General features: G+C 72.1%; 14 protein-coding genes. 7 read left to right on the top strand and 7 right to left on the bottom strand.

Features of this window, described 5'->3' with window-relative positions; translation table 11 throughout:
- Positions 1-20: 20 nt before the first annotated feature.
- From murJ to RT2_RS19760, 3 genes are read right to left on the bottom strand one after another with little or no spacing between them, the layout of a single operon-like run.
- A complete protein-coding gene (gene murJ, locus RT2_RS19770) occupies positions 21-4187 on the bottom strand; it encodes a murein biosynthesis integral membrane protein MurJ (protein WP_083577505.1) in 4167 nt (1388 codons plus the stop codon).
- Between the two features lie 8 nt (positions 4188-4195).
- The gene (locus RT2_RS19765) at positions 4196-6613 is read right to left on the bottom strand and encodes a glycoprotein (RefSeq protein WP_072846514.1); all 2418 of its coding nucleotides are present in this window, start codon (positions 6611-6613) and stop codon (positions 4196-4198) included.
- Entirely contained in the window at positions 6610-7320 is a 711-nt protein-coding gene (locus RT2_RS19760; RefSeq protein ID WP_245709546.1) for an NUDIX hydrolase, read from the bottom strand. Before RT2_RS19760 ends, RT2_RS19765 begins: the two co-directional genes overlap by 4 nt.
- An 80-nt stretch (positions 7321-7400) precedes the next feature.
- On the opposite strand from RT2_RS19760, the gene RT2_RS19755 reads away from it, so the two are divergent.
- Both RT2_RS19755 and RT2_RS19750 read left to right on the top strand, forming a co-directional pair.
- Complete coding sequence (locus RT2_RS19755) at positions 7401-8849, top strand: CCA tRNA nucleotidyltransferase (RefSeq protein WP_072846513.1); 1449 nt, start codon at positions 7401-7403, stop codon at positions 8847-8849.
- 44 nt (positions 8850-8893) lie between these two features.
- The gene (locus RT2_RS19750) at positions 8894-9760 is read left to right on the top strand and encodes an alpha/beta fold hydrolase (protein ID WP_072846512.1); all 867 of its coding nucleotides are present in this window, start codon (positions 8894-8896) and stop codon (positions 9758-9760) included.
- A 16-nt stretch (positions 9761-9776) separates the two neighbouring features.
- Here the strand turns inward: RT2_RS19750 and RT2_RS19745 are convergent, their stop codons facing one another.
- Both RT2_RS19745 and RT2_RS19740 read right to left on the bottom strand, forming a co-directional pair.
- The gene (locus RT2_RS19745; protein WP_371851188.1) at positions 9777-11351 is read right to left on the bottom strand and encodes a glycoside hydrolase family 183 protein; all 1575 of its coding nucleotides are present in this window, start codon (positions 11349-11351) and stop codon (positions 9777-9779) included.
- 733 nt (positions 11352-12084) lie between these two features.
- Positions 12085-12453 carry a WhiB family transcriptional regulator gene (locus tag RT2_RS19740; RefSeq protein ID WP_072846511.1) on the bottom strand — a complete coding sequence of 123 codons (369 nt, stop codon included), beginning with the start codon at positions 12451-12453 and terminating at the stop codon, positions 12085-12087.
- Between the two features lie 312 nt (positions 12454-12765).
- Between RT2_RS19740 and RT2_RS19735 the strand changes: the two genes are divergently transcribed.
- From RT2_RS19735 to RT2_RS19725, 3 genes are all read left to right on the top strand, one after another.
- Positions 12766-13368, top strand: coding sequence for a TetR/AcrR family transcriptional regulator (locus RT2_RS19735; RefSeq protein WP_072846510.1), 603 nt, complete (start codon positions 12766-12768; stop codon positions 13366-13368).
- 62 nt (positions 13369-13430) lie between these two features.
- Complete coding sequence (locus tag RT2_RS19730) at positions 13431-14573, top strand: DUF418 domain-containing protein (protein WP_245709547.1); 1143 nt, start codon at positions 13431-13433, stop codon at positions 14571-14573.
- Positions 14574-14608: 35 nt separating this feature from the next.
- Complete coding sequence (locus tag RT2_RS19725) at positions 14609-15046, top strand: hypothetical protein (RefSeq protein WP_072846509.1); 438 nt, start codon at positions 14609-14611, stop codon at positions 15044-15046.
- Between the two features lie 12 nt (positions 15047-15058).
- Here the strand turns inward: RT2_RS19725 and RT2_RS19720 are convergent, their stop codons facing one another.
- Both RT2_RS19720 and RT2_RS19715 read right to left on the bottom strand, forming a co-directional pair.
- Positions 15059-16348 (bottom strand): MFS transporter, encoded by a 1290-nt coding sequence (locus RT2_RS19720; protein ID WP_072846508.1) that lies wholly within the window; start codon positions 16346-16348, stop codon positions 15059-15061.
- A gap of 9 nt (positions 16349-16357) precedes the next feature.
- Entirely contained in the window at positions 16358-17305 is a 948-nt protein-coding gene (locus tag RT2_RS19715) for an NAD-dependent epimerase/dehydratase family protein (protein ID WP_072846539.1), read from the bottom strand.
- 136 nt (positions 17306-17441) lie between these two features.
- On the opposite strand from RT2_RS19715, the gene RT2_RS19710 reads away from it, so the two are divergent.
- Both RT2_RS19710 and RT2_RS19705 read left to right on the top strand, forming a co-directional pair.
- On the top strand, positions 17442-18140 hold the full coding sequence (locus RT2_RS19710) for a TetR/AcrR family transcriptional regulator (RefSeq protein WP_072846507.1): 699 nt from the start codon (positions 17442-17444) through the stop codon (positions 18138-18140).
- A 54-nt stretch (positions 18141-18194) separates the two neighbouring features.
- A complete protein-coding gene (locus RT2_RS19705; RefSeq protein WP_072846506.1) occupies positions 18195-18800 on the top strand; it encodes a YqgE/AlgH family protein in 606 nt (201 codons plus the stop codon).
- Positions 18801-18823: the final 23 nt, after the last annotated feature.

Here is an 18823-nt window from a genome sequence, read left to right as displayed (position 1 = left end):
GCGCTGGGTGGGTCCCCGCGCTACGGCGTCTTGTTGAAGCCGACCTCGGAGATCGACGACTGGACCTTCCCGCCGTCCTCGGACAGCTTGGTCACCCACACCAGGATCCGGCCGACATTGCCGTCCGTGGTGACCGGGATGGTGGTGACGCCCTTGCCGAGCACCGCCGTGCCGATCAGCTGGGTCTGGTCCAGGGCCGAGTTGGCGCCGGGGGCCGTCCGGATCTCGACGGTGGTGCCGGCGCTCGGCGAGTCGATCCACACGTCCCGCACCGCGGTGGGCTCGGCGAGGTCGACCATGAGGCCCACACCGGTCTTGAAGGACGGGAACTGCTGGAAGTAGGTGTCGGTGCTCCACTTGGTCGCCGTGTTGCCGTCGACCGCCAGCCCGGCGGTGCTCGGGTTGTCCGGCGAGCCCTGCGGCGAGTAGACGGTGGCACCGGCCGGTTTCACCGGGACCGCGGCCGCCGGCGGGGCCGCCGAGGCGGCGGTGGTGGTGTTCCCGTCGGGCTCGGCGGCGCTGGTGGTCAGGCCGATGTTCTGCTCGTTGAGAGGTTCGCTGGAACCGCCGCCCGCCAGCGCATTCGCCAGCCACCAGCCGAGGAATGCCAGCACGATCACGGTCAGGACGCCGAGGGCGGCCAGCGCCATCACCATCCGGTTGCTCTTGAGCCGTTCCGCCGCCGCCTGCTCGGGATCGCTCAGTGCGTGCCCGGACGCGCCCGCGGGGCGCTGGCCGAGCCGCAGTGCCGGCATCAGGTCCGTCTTCTGGTCGACGACCGACGCCTGGTCCAGCACGTGCTGCACGGTGGCGGCGGTGCGGATGCCGCTGCCCTGTTCGAGAGCGCGGATCGCCACCGCGGAGATCTCGAACGGCACCTCCGGGCGGATCACGCGAGGCTCGACGGGCACACCGTCGGAGCCGCGGTCCGCAGGGGGCATCCCGCCGACCGGCCCGGCGGGTGCATCCGCGGGCGCACCCGGCTCGCCGAGCGGCCAGCGCGCGGTGATCAGCGCGTACAACATGGCGCCGAGGCCGCGGACGTCGGTCGGGGCGTCCGCATCGGCGAGGGTGGCCGGGAACGCGAGGACCGCGTCGCCCGCCGCCGAGATCCGGACCCGGTCCGGGTGGTCGATCGACAACGCGCCGCCGCTGCGGTGTGCGGCCTCCGCCGCGGACGCCAGCGCGCGAATGGCGCGGGCGGCGCCGATCGGGGACGGTGTCGTCTCGGACATCTCCTTGAGGGAGCGGCCCGGGGTCCACTCGGCCACCACGATGCCGCCGGAGCTGCCGCGGACCACGTCGAGGACTCGGGCGAGGCCGGGCGAGTTGATCCGGCCCAGCCGGAGGGTGCGCGAGAGCACGGCCTGCGGGTCCTCGGCCACCTCTGCGCCGGTGCCGGCGCGCTGCTCGGCGTCGACGAAGGTCAGCGCCACCTCGCGGTCGAGCTTGATGTCGTGGGCCTGCCAGAACTTGAGGCCACGGGACCCGCCGTGCGGTGCCAGCAGCCGGTAGCGGCCACCGGCGACGGACGCGCCGGCGATCAGCTTCGGGCCGCGCGGCTGCCGGGGAGCGGTGTCCGCCGCGCCGACGCGCATCGGGGGCAGCGGCGGCGAGCCGATCGGGATGACGCCGGTGTCCACCATGAGGTCGCGCTCGGGGGCCTTGCGGACCGGGGCCGCCGGCCGGGACACCGACCGGGCCTCGCCCTTGCCCGCGTCGCCCTTGTCGGGGTCGGCACCGGTCTTGCCGGGTGCCGCGACAGCGGTCGAGGCCTCGGTGGGTTCGGTTGTGCGAGTTGCCGATCCGGGATCGGACGCGTGCGTCGTCGAACTACCGGTCTTGCCGCCGGCAACGTCTTCGTCGCTCACCCGCACTCCTTCACGCATCTGGCCGGAACCCTCCCTCGCAGTGATTGGCACCCCCGCAGGCCCTGGTCCAGGGTACGGGAGCTGCTGATCTTTCCTAAGTAGTACCTGAGTACGGCCGATCGCGGGAAGCAACACGGTGACGGCGTCGTAGTCGGGGATCGGTGTGAAGTCCTCGACGGCCACCGGTTGCGGCGACCGGCCACGCGCCCGGTTCACCAGACGGGTGACCGCCACCGTGGCGGCGACCACCTCCGGGATGCCCGCGAACCGCAGCAGGGTGAACGTCACGCCGAGCATGAGCACCGCGCAGATCCCGACCTGGACGAAGGCGCCCGGGCCGCCGAAGCGGTCGCCGAGCTCGTCCAGGCCCAGCAGCTCCTCCGCGGTGAGCATCGCGATCGACCCGGCCAGCGAGGCGACCACGACCAGGAACGCGGTCTTGCCGACGTTCGCCATCCGCAACGACCCGAGGCTCCGCCGCAGCAGGATGGCGCCGATGATCGCGCCCGCCGTGAAACCGAGACCGTTCGCGACGCCGAGCAGGCTCACCACCTGGGTGTCGTCGGAGGCCACCACCGGCGCCAGCAACGAGAGCCCCACCTTCACGCCGGTGATGCCGAGAATGATCCAGGTGGGGGTCCAGGCCTGCTCGCGGGCGTAGAAGACCCGCAGGTGGATCAGGACCAGCGCGTACGGGATCAGCGTGAAGGCGGACCAGCTGACCGCGTGCCCGAGGCGCTCGGCGTCGGCCGCGCCGAAGTTGCCGTAGCCGAACAGCGCCTGGCCGACCTGCGGGCCGGCGAAGGTCAGGAACACCACCACCGGCACCAGCGAGACCATGGTCAGCCGGGTGGCGACGGACAGGTCGTCGACGACGGCCGGGGTGTCCTCCGCGGCGGCGTTGCGGCTCAGTCGCGGCATGATCGCGGTCAGGACGGTGACGCCGATGATGCCGTACGGCAGCTGCAGCAGGATCCAGGCCTGGTTGTAGATGACCGGCCCGGCCCCGTCGACGCTCGCGGCGATGCGGGTGCCGATGCTGAACCCGACCTGGCTGATCAGCACGTACAGCACGATGGCGACGCCCATGCCGGCGAACAGCCTGAGCCGGTCGTCGAGCCCCCACAGCGGCTTCAGGCTGATGCCCTGGCGTCGGATCGCGGGCAGCAGGGTGGCGGCCTGGGTGACCACGCCGAGGGTGACGCCGATCCCGAGGACCAGCAGCTGCGCGGTGGTGATCTCGTCGGACCCCCGCGACATCATCCAGAACACGCCGAGCACCACCAGCACGACGCAGTTGTTGAGCACCGGCGCCCAGGCGCCCGGCTTGAACACGCCCCGGGTGTTGAGGATCGCCGTGAGCAGCGCGGACAGGCCGTAGAACAGGATGGCCGGCAGCAGCAGGTAGGCGAATTGGGTGGTCAGGACCGGGTCGACCTTGCCGTCCGACGGCAGGAACAGCCGCACCAGCAGGGGTGCGCTGAGCACCGCGACCACCGCGGCCACGCCGAGCACCAGGCCGGCGATGGTGAACAGCCGGCGCACGAACGCGGCGCCCCCGTCGTCGTCCTCCTTCTCGGCGCGGACCAGCACCGGGACCACGATCGCGGACAGGACCGCGCCGAGCACCAGCTCGGAGATCATGTTCGGCAGCTGGCTGGCGACGGTGAACGCGCTGGCGGTGACGGCGCCCAGCGTGGTCAGCAGCAGCACCTGCTTGAGGAAGCCGGTGATCCGGCTGACCATCGTGGCCACCGCGATCGAGCCGGTCGCGGCCATCAGTGACGAGTTCGAGTTCCCGGACTCGTCGTCCTCGGCCGTCTCGGGCTCGGGCGGTTCGACGGGCGGCGGGGCGGTGGTGTCCGCGGGGCGCGGGTCCGTCGGCCGCGGTCCCGGCGGGACCGGACGGGCCGGCCGGGTGGCCGCGGTCAGATTGGGGTCGCCGGGCTGGTAGCGCTGCGGCGCGGCGCGCTGTGGCGCGGGCTGCGGGCGGTACGGCTGGTCGGACTGGTGGAGCGGCCGGTACGGCTCGTGTGACTGCTGTGACTGCTGTGACTGCTGGGGCGGGGCGGGGCGGGGCGCGTGCTGCTGGGGGGCCTGCCGCCGCGGCTCGTCCTCGTGCCGGGGCAGTCCGGGCTGGGTCCGTTCCCAGGGGGCCGGCGGTGTGGGCGCGACCTTCCCGGGTCGCTGCGCCGCAGGACCTCCGGGTCGCGCCGGCTCCGCTGCAGTGCCACGGGGTCGCTCCGCCGGCTCGGCTGCAGTGCCACGGGGTCGCTCCGCCGGCTCCGCTCCCGGCGAACCCGGTGGTCGTTGCATGCTCCCCGTCATCGCGGTTCGTACCCTTCGTCTGCTCGGTCCGGCTGGCCCCGGAACCGGTGCCACAGCCGTCGTCCCGCAAGAAGCAACAGTAGTGCGCCCGCGCAGCCGGTGATCACGGCCAACGCGCGGCCGTACGCATTCGTGCGGATCGAAACGGCGGTCGGCTCGCCGAGCTCGCGGCCGTTGACGGTGGTCATGGCCACGTCCACGATCATCTTCCCGGACCCCTCGACCTTCGCGGGCACCTGCAGAGCCCGGCTCCCGCGGGCCGGCAGCTGCTGGTCCCCGATGTCGGTGACGGTCATCTCGGGTGGCGCCGAGACGTGCAGCTGGACCGTGATCCCCACCGGCAGGTCGTTGCGTGCCACCAGCAGCAGCGGGCTCTGCTCCGACGCCAGCGTGTACGCGCCGCCCGGGGCCAGCACGGTCACCGCGCCGTAGATCCGGTCCAGGGCCTGCCGGACCTGGGCGATCCGCAGGTCGGCCGCCACCGTCGCCGAGGCGCGGTCCCGGTCTCGGCGTCCGGAGGTGCTCATCGCCCGCAGCAGGTCCTCGTTCAGCGGCGCGGTGAACCGGACCGGGGTGAGGGCCGACTGCGGGTCGTTGACCAGCGTTTCGGTGACCGCCTCGATCTCGGGGGCCGACGCGGACGCGCCGTCCTGCACCGACGTCGGTGCGCCGTCGCGGACCGCCTGTTCCGGGTAGGCGAGGTCGAGCGGAGGCGTCGGCATGTTGCGGTCCAGCACGTCGGCCAGCGGCCGGGAAGTGGCCAGGCCCGAGCGCAACATCGTCGAGACCGTGGACAGCATCGCGCGGGCCTCGTCGCCGTCGACGGACCATTCCTGCGGGGGCACCAGCAGCAGCGACCGCGGGTCCGGGTTGGCCATCCGGTCCTCGACGGGACGGGCCGTCAGCGACTGCCAGGTGACTGCGCCCAGCGCGTCCTGCAGCCGGGCCGTCCGGGAGTCGCCGGTCAGGTCGTACCGCGCACTCGCCGGCGTGTAGGTGGGCGTCTGGGGGGTGGCGCCGACGGCCGCGAGCGCGGTGCCCGCGGGCACGTCGAACAGCGCGGCGTACAGCGGGCCGCCGTTGTTCCCGCCGCTCAGCGGCACCTTCGCCTGGGCACTCTTGCCCGCGACCGCGTTGGCGGCCAGCAGCACGGTCGGACCCAGGCCGTTGAGGGACGCCGCGGCCTCGGCGTCGAGCACCCCGGAGTCCGGCCAGGTCAGCCCGCGCAGCGACGTCACCCCGAGGGTGCCGTCGACGATGTCCGCCGGGGTGGCCAGCGCCCGCGCCACCAGCGTCGGGTCGCCGACGCGGTGCAGCGCCGTGAGGTCGACCTGGGCGAACGGGACGGCGGTGGTGCACATCCGCGAGGCCAGCGCCTTGAGCCGGTCCAGCCACGCGGCGGCCGCCGCCTGCCCGGTACCGCTGTGCGCGGCGCCGGTCGGGTCCGCCGGGTCGTCCACCACCAGGTAGCCGCGGGTCATGTTGCTCACCGTGATCAACAGGTCGGGGTCGACGGCCAGGCACATGCTCTGCGCCAGCTTGTGCTCCCGGTCGATGCCGTCGCCGGTGGCGAACTCGGCCGCCGCGAGCAGCTGCTCGAGTCGGCCGCCGTCCGCGAGGGAGCCGGCCAGGCCGTCGTCGACCAGCCGCACCTGCTCGTCGGTGGAGCCTGGGATTCCCGCCGCCAGCCGCGGACGGTCGGCCAACGGCCACATCAGCGTCACGGCCACCGGGTCCGCGGTCGACGGCGGCACCGGTGCGGCGTCGGGGTCCTCGGTGCTGGGGTCGCGGGGCAGGCCGAGCACCGGCAGCAGGAAGCGGGCGTCGTCGAGCCGTGCCGTGCCGCCGTACTCGGGGGTGCCGTTGACGTTCACCAGCAGCGGGTAGACGCCCGGGTCGGTGATGTCGAGGGACGCCCCGGTGGCCGAGCGCAGCGGCAGGGTGAGGGTGAACGGGACCGACCTGCCGACGTCGAGCTTCTCGGCGACCGAGTCGAACGCGCCGACGGTGTCGAAGTTCTCCTGGTCGGAGGTGAGCACGGTCCGCAACTGCGCGGGCGCCGCGACCTTCGGGGCCCGTTGCAGGCGCACCTGCACGTCCTCGACCGGCCGGTCGCCGACATTGGTGACGGTGCCCCCGACCGTCACGAACGGGTCGCTGGAGGTGGTGACGGCGTTCGGCGCGACCGAGTCGACGGACAGCGAGACGAACTGCTGCTGGGTCCCGCGGGCCGCGGCGGGCGCGGTACTCGTCGCCTGCGCGCCGGTGGTCCGGGCGCCGGACGTCGGTGTGGTCGGGGTGGGGCTCCCGCTGCTGGGCGCGGCGATGCTCGGTGCGGTGAATCCGAGCGGTGCGGCGGCCAGCGCCAGTGTGGTCAGGGTCGTCGCGGTGAAACGACGCAGGGCTGTCCTCATCCGTGCTTTCCGGTCGTCTCGCGGGACCCGCCGCCGCGCACCGGACCCCGGCGTGTGGTGGTCACCTCGCGGGACCCGCGGTTGTCGTGCGGGATCGGGCCGGGCAGGGGGCGCGGTGTCGGGGAGTCAGCCATCCGGTCGATCAGCGCCCCCGCGACCTCGGCAAGCCGGCGTTCGTCGGCGTACGCCAACCGCGACCCGAGTTCGAGCAGCGGCACCCACGCCACCTCCGTGACCTCGACGTCCTCGTCGCTGAGCTCGCCGCCCTGGAACCTGAGCAGGTAGTGGTGCACCGTCTTGTGCACGCGCCGGCCGTCGGTGACGAACCAGTAGTCGATGCTGCCCAGTTCGGCCAGCACCGTGCCCTGGATGCCGGTCTCCTCGGCCACCTCACGCATGGCCGTCTGCTCGGCGGTCTCCCCCGCCTCGATGTGTCCTTTCGGCAGCGACCACAGCAGCCGGCCCCGCCGGTCGGTGCGCCCGATCAGTGCCGCGCACTGCTCGTCGCGGGGGCCGTCGAGGCCGTCGACCACCAGGCCGCCGGCCGAGGTCTCACGGACGGTACGCATGCGCTGGTTCGTGCGTTCGCCGTGCGCGCTTCGTCGCCGCGGGTTGCGGCGACTGCGATTCGCACGTTCGGCAGCAGACACCCAATCAATACTAGTTGGCCCGCGGGACCTGCCCCGAATCCCACACCGCGGCGCCACCCTGCTCGCTCCGCAGGCTCCGCTGCTCCCCCACCCTGCTCGCTCCGCAGGCTCCGCTCGCGCCGGTAAGCTGCACAGTCGTGGTTTCCCCAACTCCAGACGCCGACCGACGCGCCCGACTGCTCTCGGCCGCCACCGCGACCCTGCGCGACCTCTCCGAGGTGCTGACGCCCCTCGGTGCGAGGTTCGCCGCCGCGGGCCACGAGCTGTACCTGGTCGGTGGCAGCGTCCGGGACGCGGTTCTCGGCCGGCTCGGCACCGACCTGGACTTCACCACCGACGCGCGACCGGAGCAGGTGCAGGCCCTGCTCAAGGGCTGGGCCGACAACCAGTGGGACACCGGCATCGCCTTCGGCACGATCAGCGCCGCGAAGGCCGACCAGCAGATCGAGATCACCACCTTCCGCACCGACGCGTACGACGGCGTCACCCGGAACCCCGAGGTCCGCTACGGCACCAGCCTCGAGGAGGACCTGGTGCGCCGCGACTTCACCGTCAACGCGATGGCCGTGCGGCTCGGCGCGGACGGCACCCAGGAGTTCGTCGACCCGCTCGGCGGGATGGACGCCCTGCTCGCCGGCGTGCTCGACACCCCCGCCGCCCCGGAGATCTCGTTCAACGACGACCCGCTCCGGATGCTGCGCGCGGCACGGTTCGTCTCGCAGCTCGGTTTCGCGCTGGCCCCGCGGGTCCGCGAGGCGATCGTCGCGATGGCCGACCAGATCGACCGGATCACCGCCGAACGCGTGCACGCCGAGCTCGACAAGCTGATCCTCGGCGAGTACCCGGTCGACGGCATCAACGTCATGTGCGAGACCGGCCTGGCGGCCCGCGTGCTCCCCGAGATCCCGGAGATGGAACTCGAGATCGACGAGCACCACCAGCACAAGGACGTCTACCAGCACTCCCTCACCGTGCTGCAGCAGGCGATCGACCTGGAGGACGGTGACCCGGACCTGGTGCTGCGCTGGGCGGCGATCCTGCACGACATCGGCAAGCCCGACACCAAGCGCAACGAGCCCGGCGGCGGCGTCAGCTTCCACCACCACGAGGTGGTCGGCGCCAAGATGGTCCGTCGCCGGATGCGGGCGCTGAAGTACTCCAAGCAGATGATCGACGACGTCGGCCAGCTGGTGTTCCTGCACCTGAGGTTCCACGGCTACGGCGAGGGCCAGTGGACCGACTCGGCGGTGCGCCGGTACGTCAACGATGCCGGCGACCTGCTGCCGCGGCTGCACAAGCTGGTCCGGGCCGACTGCACCACCCGCAACAAGCGGCGCGCCGCCAAGCTGCAGGCCACCTACGACGACCTCGAGCAGCGGATCGCCCGGCTCGCCGAGCAGGAGGACCTGGCGCGGGTGCGCCCGGACCTCGACGGCAACGCGATCATGGAGCTGCTCGGCATCCCCGCCGGCCCGGAGGTCGGGAAGGCCTGGAACTTCCTCAAGGAGCTGCGCCTGGACCGCGGCCCGCTCAGCCGCGACGAGGCCGAGGCCGAGCTGCTGAAGTGGTGGCAGCAGCAGACGTAGGCTGGTTCCCGGGCGCCCGGTTCGCCCACCGGAGGAGTCCGCTCATGACGACGGATCTGCAGGCCTGGCAGGCGCGCGGGCGGTACCTCACCGTCGGCGCGGACCGCATTTTCGTCGTCGAGGTGGGCGGGGGGGCCGGCTCGCCGGTGGTGATCGTGCACGGGTTCCCCGGTTCGTCGCACGACTTCGCGCGGGTCGCGGAACTGCTCGGCGCCGGTCGCCGGGTGGTCCTGCTGGACCTGCTGGGCTTCGGGCTCTCCGACAAGCCTGCGGTCGCGCGCTACTCGCTCTTCGAGCAGGCGGACCTGGTCGAGACGGTGTTGGCGCGGTTGGACATCGGTCGGTGCATCCTCCTCGGCCACGACATGGGCGACACCGTCGTCGCGGAGCTGATGCACCGCCACAACCACGGCGGACTCGGGTTCGTGGTGGAGCAGGTGGTGTTGACCAACGGCTCGATCTTCATCGACCTCGCGCAGCTGACGCCCGCCCAGCGGGGGATGCTCCGGTTGCCGGGGCGGGCGCTGCCCATCTCGCCCCCGCGACGCCTGCTCGCGCGTTCCCTCGAGCGCAGCTTCTCCCCCGCTGCGCCGGCGCCGCCGGGCGCGATCGACGCGCTGGTGCAGGCGATCGAGCGCAACTCCGGCGGCCGACTGCTGCCGCGCCAGAACCGCTACCTCCTCGAGCGGCGTCAGCACCAACCGCGGTGGACCGCGGCGCTGGTGGAGTACGCCGGCCCGCTGGGCCTGGTCTGGGGCGCGCTGGACCCCATCGCGACGAAGGACATGCCGGCGCACCTGCTCGACCTGCGCCCGCAGACGCGGGTGACGATGCTCCCCGACGTCGGGCACTGGCCCTCGCTGGAGGTCCCCGAGCGCCTCGCGGAACTCGTCGAGCAGCTGCTCGGTTGAGCCGAAAGCTGCTGCGTCAGTTCAGCTTCGCGTGCATCAGGTAGACGTTGTAGCTGTCCCACTCCGACATCGTGAAGTACAGGTCGTCCTCGGTGGACCACGGGTGGATGAAGCCGCCGTACATCTTGGGGTAGTCCGCGGCGCGCACCATCGGCACCCCGGCGGTCCATTCGCCCTGCGGACTGTCGGCCTGCCGCAACACGATTGCGCCGGCCACGGTGTCCAGGTAGCTCATCTGCCAGAGGTCGCGTTCGGCGTCGTAGCGCACCGACAGTTCGGCCGCGGTACCGGACATCACCGGGGTGGGTGACGCCTCCCCGACGGGGCTCCAGGTGCCGTCCACCCAGTACTGGTACGCGGACTTGTTCAGCACCTGGTCCTTGGGCGCCCGGGCCAGCGCGACGGTGCCGAGCCGACCGTTCGGGGTGCCGAACATGTACACGTGGTCGCCGGCCGGAACCATGCTGGCCACCTGGAAGTGGTTGCGCCCGAACAGGTTCTCCCAGTTGGCGTACGGGTCCTTCGTCCAGGTCTGGCCCCGGTCGTCGGAGTAGGCGATGCCGCCGCGGTTGGTGTACCACATGCCGGGGACCATGCTCCAGCGTCGCACCGACATGTAGCTCATGTACTGCCGGTCGCCGATCGCGAACCCGGACGTGGGGATGGTGGTGGTCTCCCAGTTCTTGACCTTGCGGCTGCCGAGCACCTCCACGGCGTGGCAGCGGCTGTCCTGCACCATCGAGTCGATCGTCATGCCGTCGGACAGGTCGCGATCAGTGCTGTGGCCCAACACATTCGACCGCCAGTCGGAGCCGTTGGCGCCGGGCGGAGTCCAGCCCTTGCCGAAGGTGTCGCCGAACACCACGGACACCTCGCCGGGGCCGGACTCCCAGGTGATGCCGAGGTCGGTGCTGTTGACCTGCCAGCGCTTGTCGGTGCGGTTGATCGACCCCTGCCCGGTGAGCTGGGCGACCAGGGAGACCTCGCCGACCTCGGCCGCGGGCGCGACCGGAGCGGCCGGGCCGGGTTCGGTGGGCGGCGACTGCGGCGTCGGTGCCGGCGGCAGGGGCTGGGCGGGGCCGGGGATCGGGATGGGGATCGGCTCGGGGTCGGGGCCGATGGAGATCCGCGGCACCTGCAGGCCCAACGAGCCGGAACCCGACCCGGACGAGCCCGCCGAGGACCCGGACGAGCCCGAGGAACTCGACCCCGACGAACTCGCGGAGCCCGACCCGGACGACTCGGACGACTCGGACGAGCCGGCGTCCGGCTGCTCCGGTGCTGGGTCGGTGAGGTCCGGACACGGGTCCGCGCACGGGTCGACGGGCAGCGGTGCCTGCGGCACCCGGGTGAGGTCCTGGGGCGGATCGGGGACGGGCACCGGGACGATCTCCGGCCACGGGTACTTGAGGTCCAGGCTCGGCGGCCCCGTGGTCTGCCCGCTGTCCGCGGCCGACGGGTCGAAGCCGGTCTCGCCGCAGGCGTTCGTCGGCGCCGCGGTCGGCGCGGCCGTGGCCGGTGAGCCGGTCAGCAGTGATCCCGTGACCGCAAGTGTCAGCGCGCACAGCGGTGCCCCGATACGACGAATCACAACGCCCCCTGTCCATTCCACGATCACTCGGCGCTGCGGTACGCCGACCCCGAGGTGTGTGGAGAAAGTAGCAGAGGTTCGCGGCATGGAGCGGGGTCATGGGCTCGTCGGCGGGCGGCATCGCCGCGCGGCCGATTACACCGAAACCGTTGTCGTGCCAGGTGAGTACGGGTTCCGACGTACGGAAGCCGAGCGTGTTTCCCGTCGTGCGAAATCCGTCCGCCACCGCGTGGCGGTGGCGGACGGACCCGTCTGAGTCCCAACGTGAGGGAGAGTTGGTGGCATGCCCGTTCCATCAGGGCGGAGGTCGCGCCCACGAAGCCGGGAGCGGGCTTGCCGATCGGCAGATTCGTCACCGAATCCCGGCGATCACCCAGGTGGAGCTATGTCGCGAGCCGGTCGAAGGACAAACCAGTCGGGCGGCGATCTCCGTGCCGACGGGCAGCGTCGGGCTCAGCTGCCAAGTCCTGTCGACAACTTGTCGACCACGTCGAGGATGGTCTTGAACGCTCCGAGCAGATCAGAGAGGTCTGACGATGACATGTACTCCTCCTTCGTACTGAGTGGTGAGTGGCAGTGCCGTCCGTTCCGGCCGCGGTGAGTTCGGCGGAATCTTCCGGCAAGCACGCCGGGATCTGACGAACCCGTGCAATTGCAAAGCGAAATTCCGAATGTCCAACTGCGGCACGGTGGCGTCCGGATCGGAACCGGACCGCCGGGGGGCAGATCTCTTCTAGTGGTGCGGATGATCTCTCGTGTTCTGGCATGGCGTCGACGCAAGTCGTGTCGTCGTCGACTCCGGTCGGTGCGAGGCAAAGAAGTTGGCCCACGATTCGATGTCGGGATGGTCCTTCAGCAGTGCCCTGCGCCGGCGTTCGGTCATTCCGCCCCAGACCCCGAACTCGGTGCGACTGTCGAGGGCGTCCGCGCCGCACGGCGCGACCACGGGGCAGTGGCGACAGATCGTGACCGCGTCGTGCTGGGCGGCCCCCCGCACGAACATCCGGTCCGGGTTGTCGATGCATCGTGCGAACGCTCGCCAGGTGGCGGGGATCTCGGGCGATTGTGTTGCCGTGGGTCCGCCGTTCTTGGTGATGCTCATTGCGCCTGTCCTTGTTCGTGCGGAGTATCCGGTGCGGTGCTGAGGGTGTCGAATTCGCGTGACCACGACAGGGAGAACGGTAGGGGGAAGAGTTAAACGTAAGACTGCCGTCAGATGACGCATCCTGGACGATCGTCCAGGATTTGAATGAACGCATGACACCCCGTGCGCGGCCTGCTTGACGACGCCGTGTGGCAGCGCGACGGGACGGCCGCCGGCCGGGCGGCGCTCCACCTGGACGGACGGCACGGCGCTATTGATTAAGTGACTGCTCAATGTATTATTCCTCCCGGAGGCGAGAGGAGTGCCGAAATGCGCACGGTTGACGTTGACGCCCGAGCGGCGAAGGCAACGGCGATCCTCGACGCCGCGGCACGGTGCTTCGCGGAACGTGGGTTTGCCGCCACCCGGACGGCGGACATCTGTGCGCTCGCGGGAATGAGTTCGGGCAACCTGTTCCACTACTTCCCCACCAAGCATGCTGTGCTGTTGGCTCTCGTCGAGCGTGACGGTGCCGAGACGAACGCGTCGATGGCGGAGCTGGCCCAGGCGGACGACCCCTTCGGGGCCCTGCTCGTCCTGCTCGACGAGATCTGCCGACTCGCCGGGGATCCGTTGTATTCCGGTCTGGCGTTGGAGATCTCGGCGGTGGCGCATCGCGACGAGGAGGTCGCGGCGCGTTTCAAGGCCAATGACATCGCGTTCCGGGGTGGCCTCGCTGCGCTGGTGCGCAGAGCGGATGCCGCAGGTCAGCTGAGCACCACGTTGTCGGCGGAGCACGCCGCCACCTGGCTGGCCGCACTCGTCGACGGCATGTTCGCGCGGGTCGCGGCCGATCCCGAGTTCGACGCACCCGCACAGGCCGCCGTGCTCCGGCGCGTCGTCGCGCAGCTCCTCGGAGGCGTCGTCGCGTGAGCGACCGCACCGAAAACGTTGCAGTGTCGGGTGAGTCCGCACCGCCGCCTCGGCTCCTCAACGTGGATGCGCTTCGTGGGTTCGCCCTGTTCGGCATCCTCGCGGTCAACATCTGGGCGTTCGCGGACCCCTACTACGCATCGCCGTCGTCGAACCCGACATTCGACTCCGGGTTGGACCACGCGCTGCGCTTCGTGGTTGCGCTGCTGTTCGAGACGAAGTTCTACCTGCTGTTCTCGTTCCTGTTCGGGTACAGCTTCACCCTGCAGATGGCGGCCGCGGAGCGCGCCGGGACCGCCTTCGTACCCCGGATGCTGCGTCGCCAGGGCGCGCTGCTCGTCATCGGACTGGTGCACGGCGCGGTGCTCTACTACGGGGAGATCCTCTCCACCTACGCGGTTCTGGGGCTGGCCCTGCTCGCCTGCCGGGGGATGCCCCCCGCCCGGGCGATCAAGGTCGGCATCGGTCTGGTGCTTGCGGTCGGCGTCGTCTGGATGCTGCTGGGGCTGGCGCAACTCGCCGAGGGTGACGCCGGCGGCACCCCCTCGTCGGACGTGACGGCCAAGCTGGTCGGATTCGGTGGCGATGCGGCAGCGACGCTCGGGTTCCACTCCGGGCACCTTCCCTCGACGCTCGCGGCGGTAGCGGCACTGCAGGCGCCGAGTGCGATGGCGATGTTCCTGTTCGGGTTCGCCGCGGGGCGGCTGCGGGTGTTCGCGGACCCGGACGGGTACCGGCCGCTGATGCGCCGAATCCTGTTGCTGGGGTTGCCGGTCGGGTTGACGGGAGCGGTCGCGTACGCGCTGGCCGCGGCCTACGCGCCGGGTGGAGGCCTCGAGACGTTCGCGTTCGGCCTCGGCCAGCTGACGGCCCCGGGGCTCACCGCGTCGTACGTCGTGGCCGCCCTCATGCTGTTCCAGACCGTCCGGGGCGGACGGATCGAGCGGGCGCTGGCCCCGATGGGCCGGATCGCGCTGACCAACTACCTGCTCCAGTCGGTGGTGCTTGGCGTGCTGTTCACCGGCTACGGCCTCGGGCTGGTGGACCGGCTGTCGCCACCGGTGGTCCTGGCCGTCGTGCCGGCGGTCTTCCTGTGCCAGGCGGAGATGAGTCGACGGTGGCTGCGCCGGCACCGTTACGGCCCCGCGGAGTGGGTGCTGCGCGCCGCCACCCTCGCCGCGATCCCGCCCTGGCGTGCGCGGTAGCGGAACCGCAGGGCACCCTCCCGCGTCCAACACGTATGGGCTTCGTGGTGGAGTACGCGTTCGGGACCGGCGACGGCGACCAGTCCGTCTGGGAGTCGGTGGCGGACTTGGGCATCGGTGCCGACGACGCGACCGACGCGGTCCGCCTGGACTTCGACGGCGACGGCCTGCTCGACGACGCCATGTGGGACAGCGACGGGGACGGCCGCGCCGACCGGTCGGTGCTCGACGTGGACGGCCCCGGCACTCGATACTTCACCGATCCGAGCGGCCTGGGGACCTGGGACCACGAGGTGCCCGGACCGGCACACGAGCAGGAAACGGAACCGGCGGGGTGGTCCTGGGGCCCGGACCCGCACTCGGTGCTGGTGGACGAGGACGGCGACGGGACACCGGAGGTGGCCGTGTCGGACACCGACGGCGACGGCCGCCTCGACGCCGTCCGGCGACATCCGTCGCGGCCCGGCGACTGACCAGCCGAGGCGTTAACGCCGCAGGGAGTTCGCGGCGACGGCGACCAGTCCCAGCGCGTACACCCCGGCACCGGCGAGCACCAGCCCCGGCGACCGGCCGTCGGGCGCGATCACCGTCGCCGCCGCGGCGATCGCGGCGATGAACGCGACGTTGAACACGGTGTCCTGCAACGCGAACACCTGTCCCCGGCGGGCGTCGTCGATGTCGATCTGCATGGCGGCGTCGCCGGTGAGCTTGATGGTCTGGCCGGCCAGGCCGAGCAGGAATGCGCCCGCCAACAGCATCGGCTGGGTGAGCGCGGAGATGAGGGTCAGCTGCACGACGATGGCGGCCACCAGCGCCAGCGCGACCGTGCGGGGCCGGCCGAGCCGGGGTATCAGGAACGGGGCGAGGGCCGCGGCCAGCAGCATCCCGGTCGCGGTGGCGCCGACCGCGACGCCAAAGCCGGCCAGGCCACCCGGCAGCGAGCCCTGGGCGGCGGGGTCCCGCAACACCAGCACCATCACCAGGGTGTCGATGCCGAACACGATCCGGTGCGCCCCGATGCCGCACATCGCGGTGGTGACCCCGGGCGCCAGCCACACCGCCGTCGCGCCGGTGCGCAGGCCGGCCGCGACGGCGCGCACGGCGGCCCTCCGGGTGGGTGCGGCCGTGGGTCGGTCGGCATCGCCGGGGCCGAGACCGCGCGGGGCGAACCGGGCCGCGGCGACGGCGCCCACCGCGGAGCCGACGGCTGCCACCGCGACGGCGACCCCGGAGCCGCGGTCGCCCGCCCCCACCAGGCCGATCACCGCGACAGCCGCCGCCGCGCCGGCTGCGGCGACGCCGGACCCCGCGGTGGCGAGCACGGAATTTGTTGGTACCAGCCATGACTGGCGCACCACGTGGGGCAGCGCTGCGGACACCCCGGCGCCGACGAACCGGCTGACGCCGACCGCGGCGAGGGCGAACAGCAGCAGCGGGGTCTCGGGTGCCCCGGTGAGCAGCAGGCCGGCGGTGCACAGGATCAGCACGCCGCGCAGCACGTTCGCCCACATCAGCACGGCGCGGCGGTCCCAGCGGTCCAGCAGGGCGCCGGCGAAGGGGCCGAGCAGGGAGTAGGGCAGTAGCAGCACCGCGAACCCGGCGGCGATGGCGAGGGGTTCGGTCTCGCGTTCCGGGTTGAACAGGATCGCGCCGCCGAGCGCGGCCTGGAACAGTCCGTCGCCGAACTGTCCGGCGAACCGGACGGTGGCGAGGCGGCCGAGGCCGGGCGAGCCGCGCAGTGCCGCGCGCAGGAGTCCGGCCGTCGAGTCCACCACCGCGCGACCTTATCGCGCGGCGGTCACCCGGTCCCGCGCCCGCCACCAGGCGACGGTGGCGGCGGCCGCCTCGGGCAGCGGCGTCGGCGCCAGGCCGAGCAGGCGTTCGCTGCGCGCGGAGTCCAGGACGAACGGCCGCTCGAACTGGTACAGCGTCTCGGCGAGCTCGCGGGTCTCGCCGTGCACCCGGCCGGCGGCGCGGATCAACCAGGCCGGCAGCACCCCCACGCGGGGGTCGTCGACACCGGCCGCGGCGGCGAAGGCATGCACCATCTCCCGCTGGGTGAGCGCAGGCCCGGTCGGCGCGTGCAGCACGGTGTTCCACCGCGCCGGATCCGCGGCGGCGGCGATCATCGCGGCCGCGAGGTCCGGCACGTAGGTGAAGGAGTGCGGGACGTCCAGCGCGGCCAGTACTCGAACCGTCTTGCCCGCCAAGATCTTCGGGACCATTCGCTCCCCCGCGTGCGCCATCAGTGCGCGTGGCCCGAAGAAGTCCGAGGCGGCGACGCTCACCGTCGGGGTTGCGGAGTCCGCGCGCTGGCGCAGCAGCTCGGTGCGGACCCCGAGCTTGCCGGTGGCGGCGTCGCGGGGGGTGTCCTCGGTGATCGGCCCGTCGACCCGGCCGTAGGAGTAGAGGCTCTCGGGGAACACCGCCACCGCTCCGGCCCGGCCGGCGGCCGCCAGTACCTCGCGTTCGGTGCTCGGCAACTCGCGCCGCCAGGCAGCCGCCGAGTATGCGGAGCCGTGGGTGCAGTGGAACACAGCCGCGGCGCCGTCGAGCGCGTCGTCGAGTGCCCCGGGTCGGGAGACGTCCACCCGCATCCGCCGCACGCCGGGGTGCTCCGGCCCGGACCCGGAGCGGGTGAGCACCCGCACGGTGTGGCCCCGGTCGGCGAGTTGCTGCGCGACCGTCCACCCGACCGGGCCTGCCCCGGTCACCACCTGTACTGCCGACATCGTGATCACATCCTGTCCGTCTGGGTTCATTGAGAGCACTGCTCTCGAATCAACAGTGCGCCACGGACGCCCCCTTGTCAAGAGCAGTGCTCTCTAAAGTTGACAGTGCTCACGAACGGGGTTCACCCTGGACGGCGTGACCGGTACCCCCCGCGCCCGTGCCCGCGAACAGACCCTGGCCGACATCACCCGGATCGGCCGCGAGCACCTGGCCCGCGACGGGGCGGCGGCGCTGTCGCTGCGCGCCGTGGCCCGCGACCTCGGCGTCGTCTCGTCCGCCGTGTACCGGTACGTCAAGAGTCGCGACGAGCTGCTCACCCTGCTGGTGGTCGAGGGCTACACCGAGCTCGGCGACGCCGCGGCGGCAGCGCTCGGCGCCGCACCCGCCGACAGTCCGCGTGCCCGCTTCCATGCCCTGGGTCATGCCGTCCGGGACTGGGCGTTGCGGGAGAAGGCTTGCTACGGACTGCTTTTCGGCAGCCCGGTGCCCGGCTACCGGGCGCCCGCCGAGCGCACCACGGGGCCGGGCACCCGGGTGGTCAACGCCCTGGTGAGCCTCATCGACGACGCGCACCGCGCCGGCCTGCTGCGGCCGGTGTCCGCCCCCGCCGCGGCGCCGCCGCTGCGCGAGAACCTCGTCGCGATCCGCGCCGAGCTGGGCCTCGACCTGCCCGACGAGGTGCTCCTGCGCGGGGTGCTGGTGTGGTCGTCGCTCTTCGGTGCCGTCAACTTCGAGGTCTTCGGGCAGTACGGCCCCGACACCTTCACCGACCCGCGGTCGCTCTTCGATCACCACCTGTCGGTGCTCGCCGAGACGGTCGGCCTGCTTGGGTGACCGTCGCGCCGCGCCGGGCTGTGTCCGGCCGGTCCGCGGTGCGATGATTGTCCGGTGGAGTACGCAGACGAGCCCGACGACCGAATGGCCTCGACTGAACCGGTCGTGCGTCCCGGCAGCCTGCTGGTCTCCGCCACCGACCTCACCGAACCGGCGTTCCGGCGCACCGTGGTCTACGTCATCGAGCACAACGACGCGGGCAGTCTCGGCGTGGTCCTCAACCGTGCCAGCGCCACCGCGGTGCACACCGTGCTGCCGCAGTGGGCCGACCTGTGCGCCCGCCCGCGGGCGCTGTTCGTCGGCGGACCCGTCAAACGTGACGCCGCCCTGTGCCTGGCCACCCTGCGCACCGGGGCCGTCATCGAAGGTGTGGAGGGGCTGCGGCGGGTGCACGGCCGGGTGGTGATGGTGGACCTCGACTGCGACCCGGACCAGGTCGGTCCGTTGGTCGAGGGCGCGCGGGTGTTCGCCGGCTACTCGGGCTGGACGATGGGCCAGCTGGACGGCGAGCTCGAGCGCGCCGACTGGACCGTCCTGTCGGCGCTGCCGTCCGACGTGATCGGGCCGCCGCGCACGGACCTGTGGGCGCAGGTGCTCCGGCGTCAGCCGCTGCCGCTGGCGCTGCGCGCCACCCACCCGATAGACGTCGAGCGGAACTGAGCCGCCCCCGCTCGACCGACCTC

It is taken from the genome of Rhodococcus tukisamuensis NBRC 100609 (assembly GCF_001894985.1).
Taxonomy (GTDB): Bacteria; Actinomycetota; Actinomycetes; order Mycobacteriales; family Mycobacteriaceae; genus Rhodococcus_G; species Rhodococcus_G tukisamuensis.
This window is presented reverse-complemented; position numbering and strand designations above follow the sequence as displayed.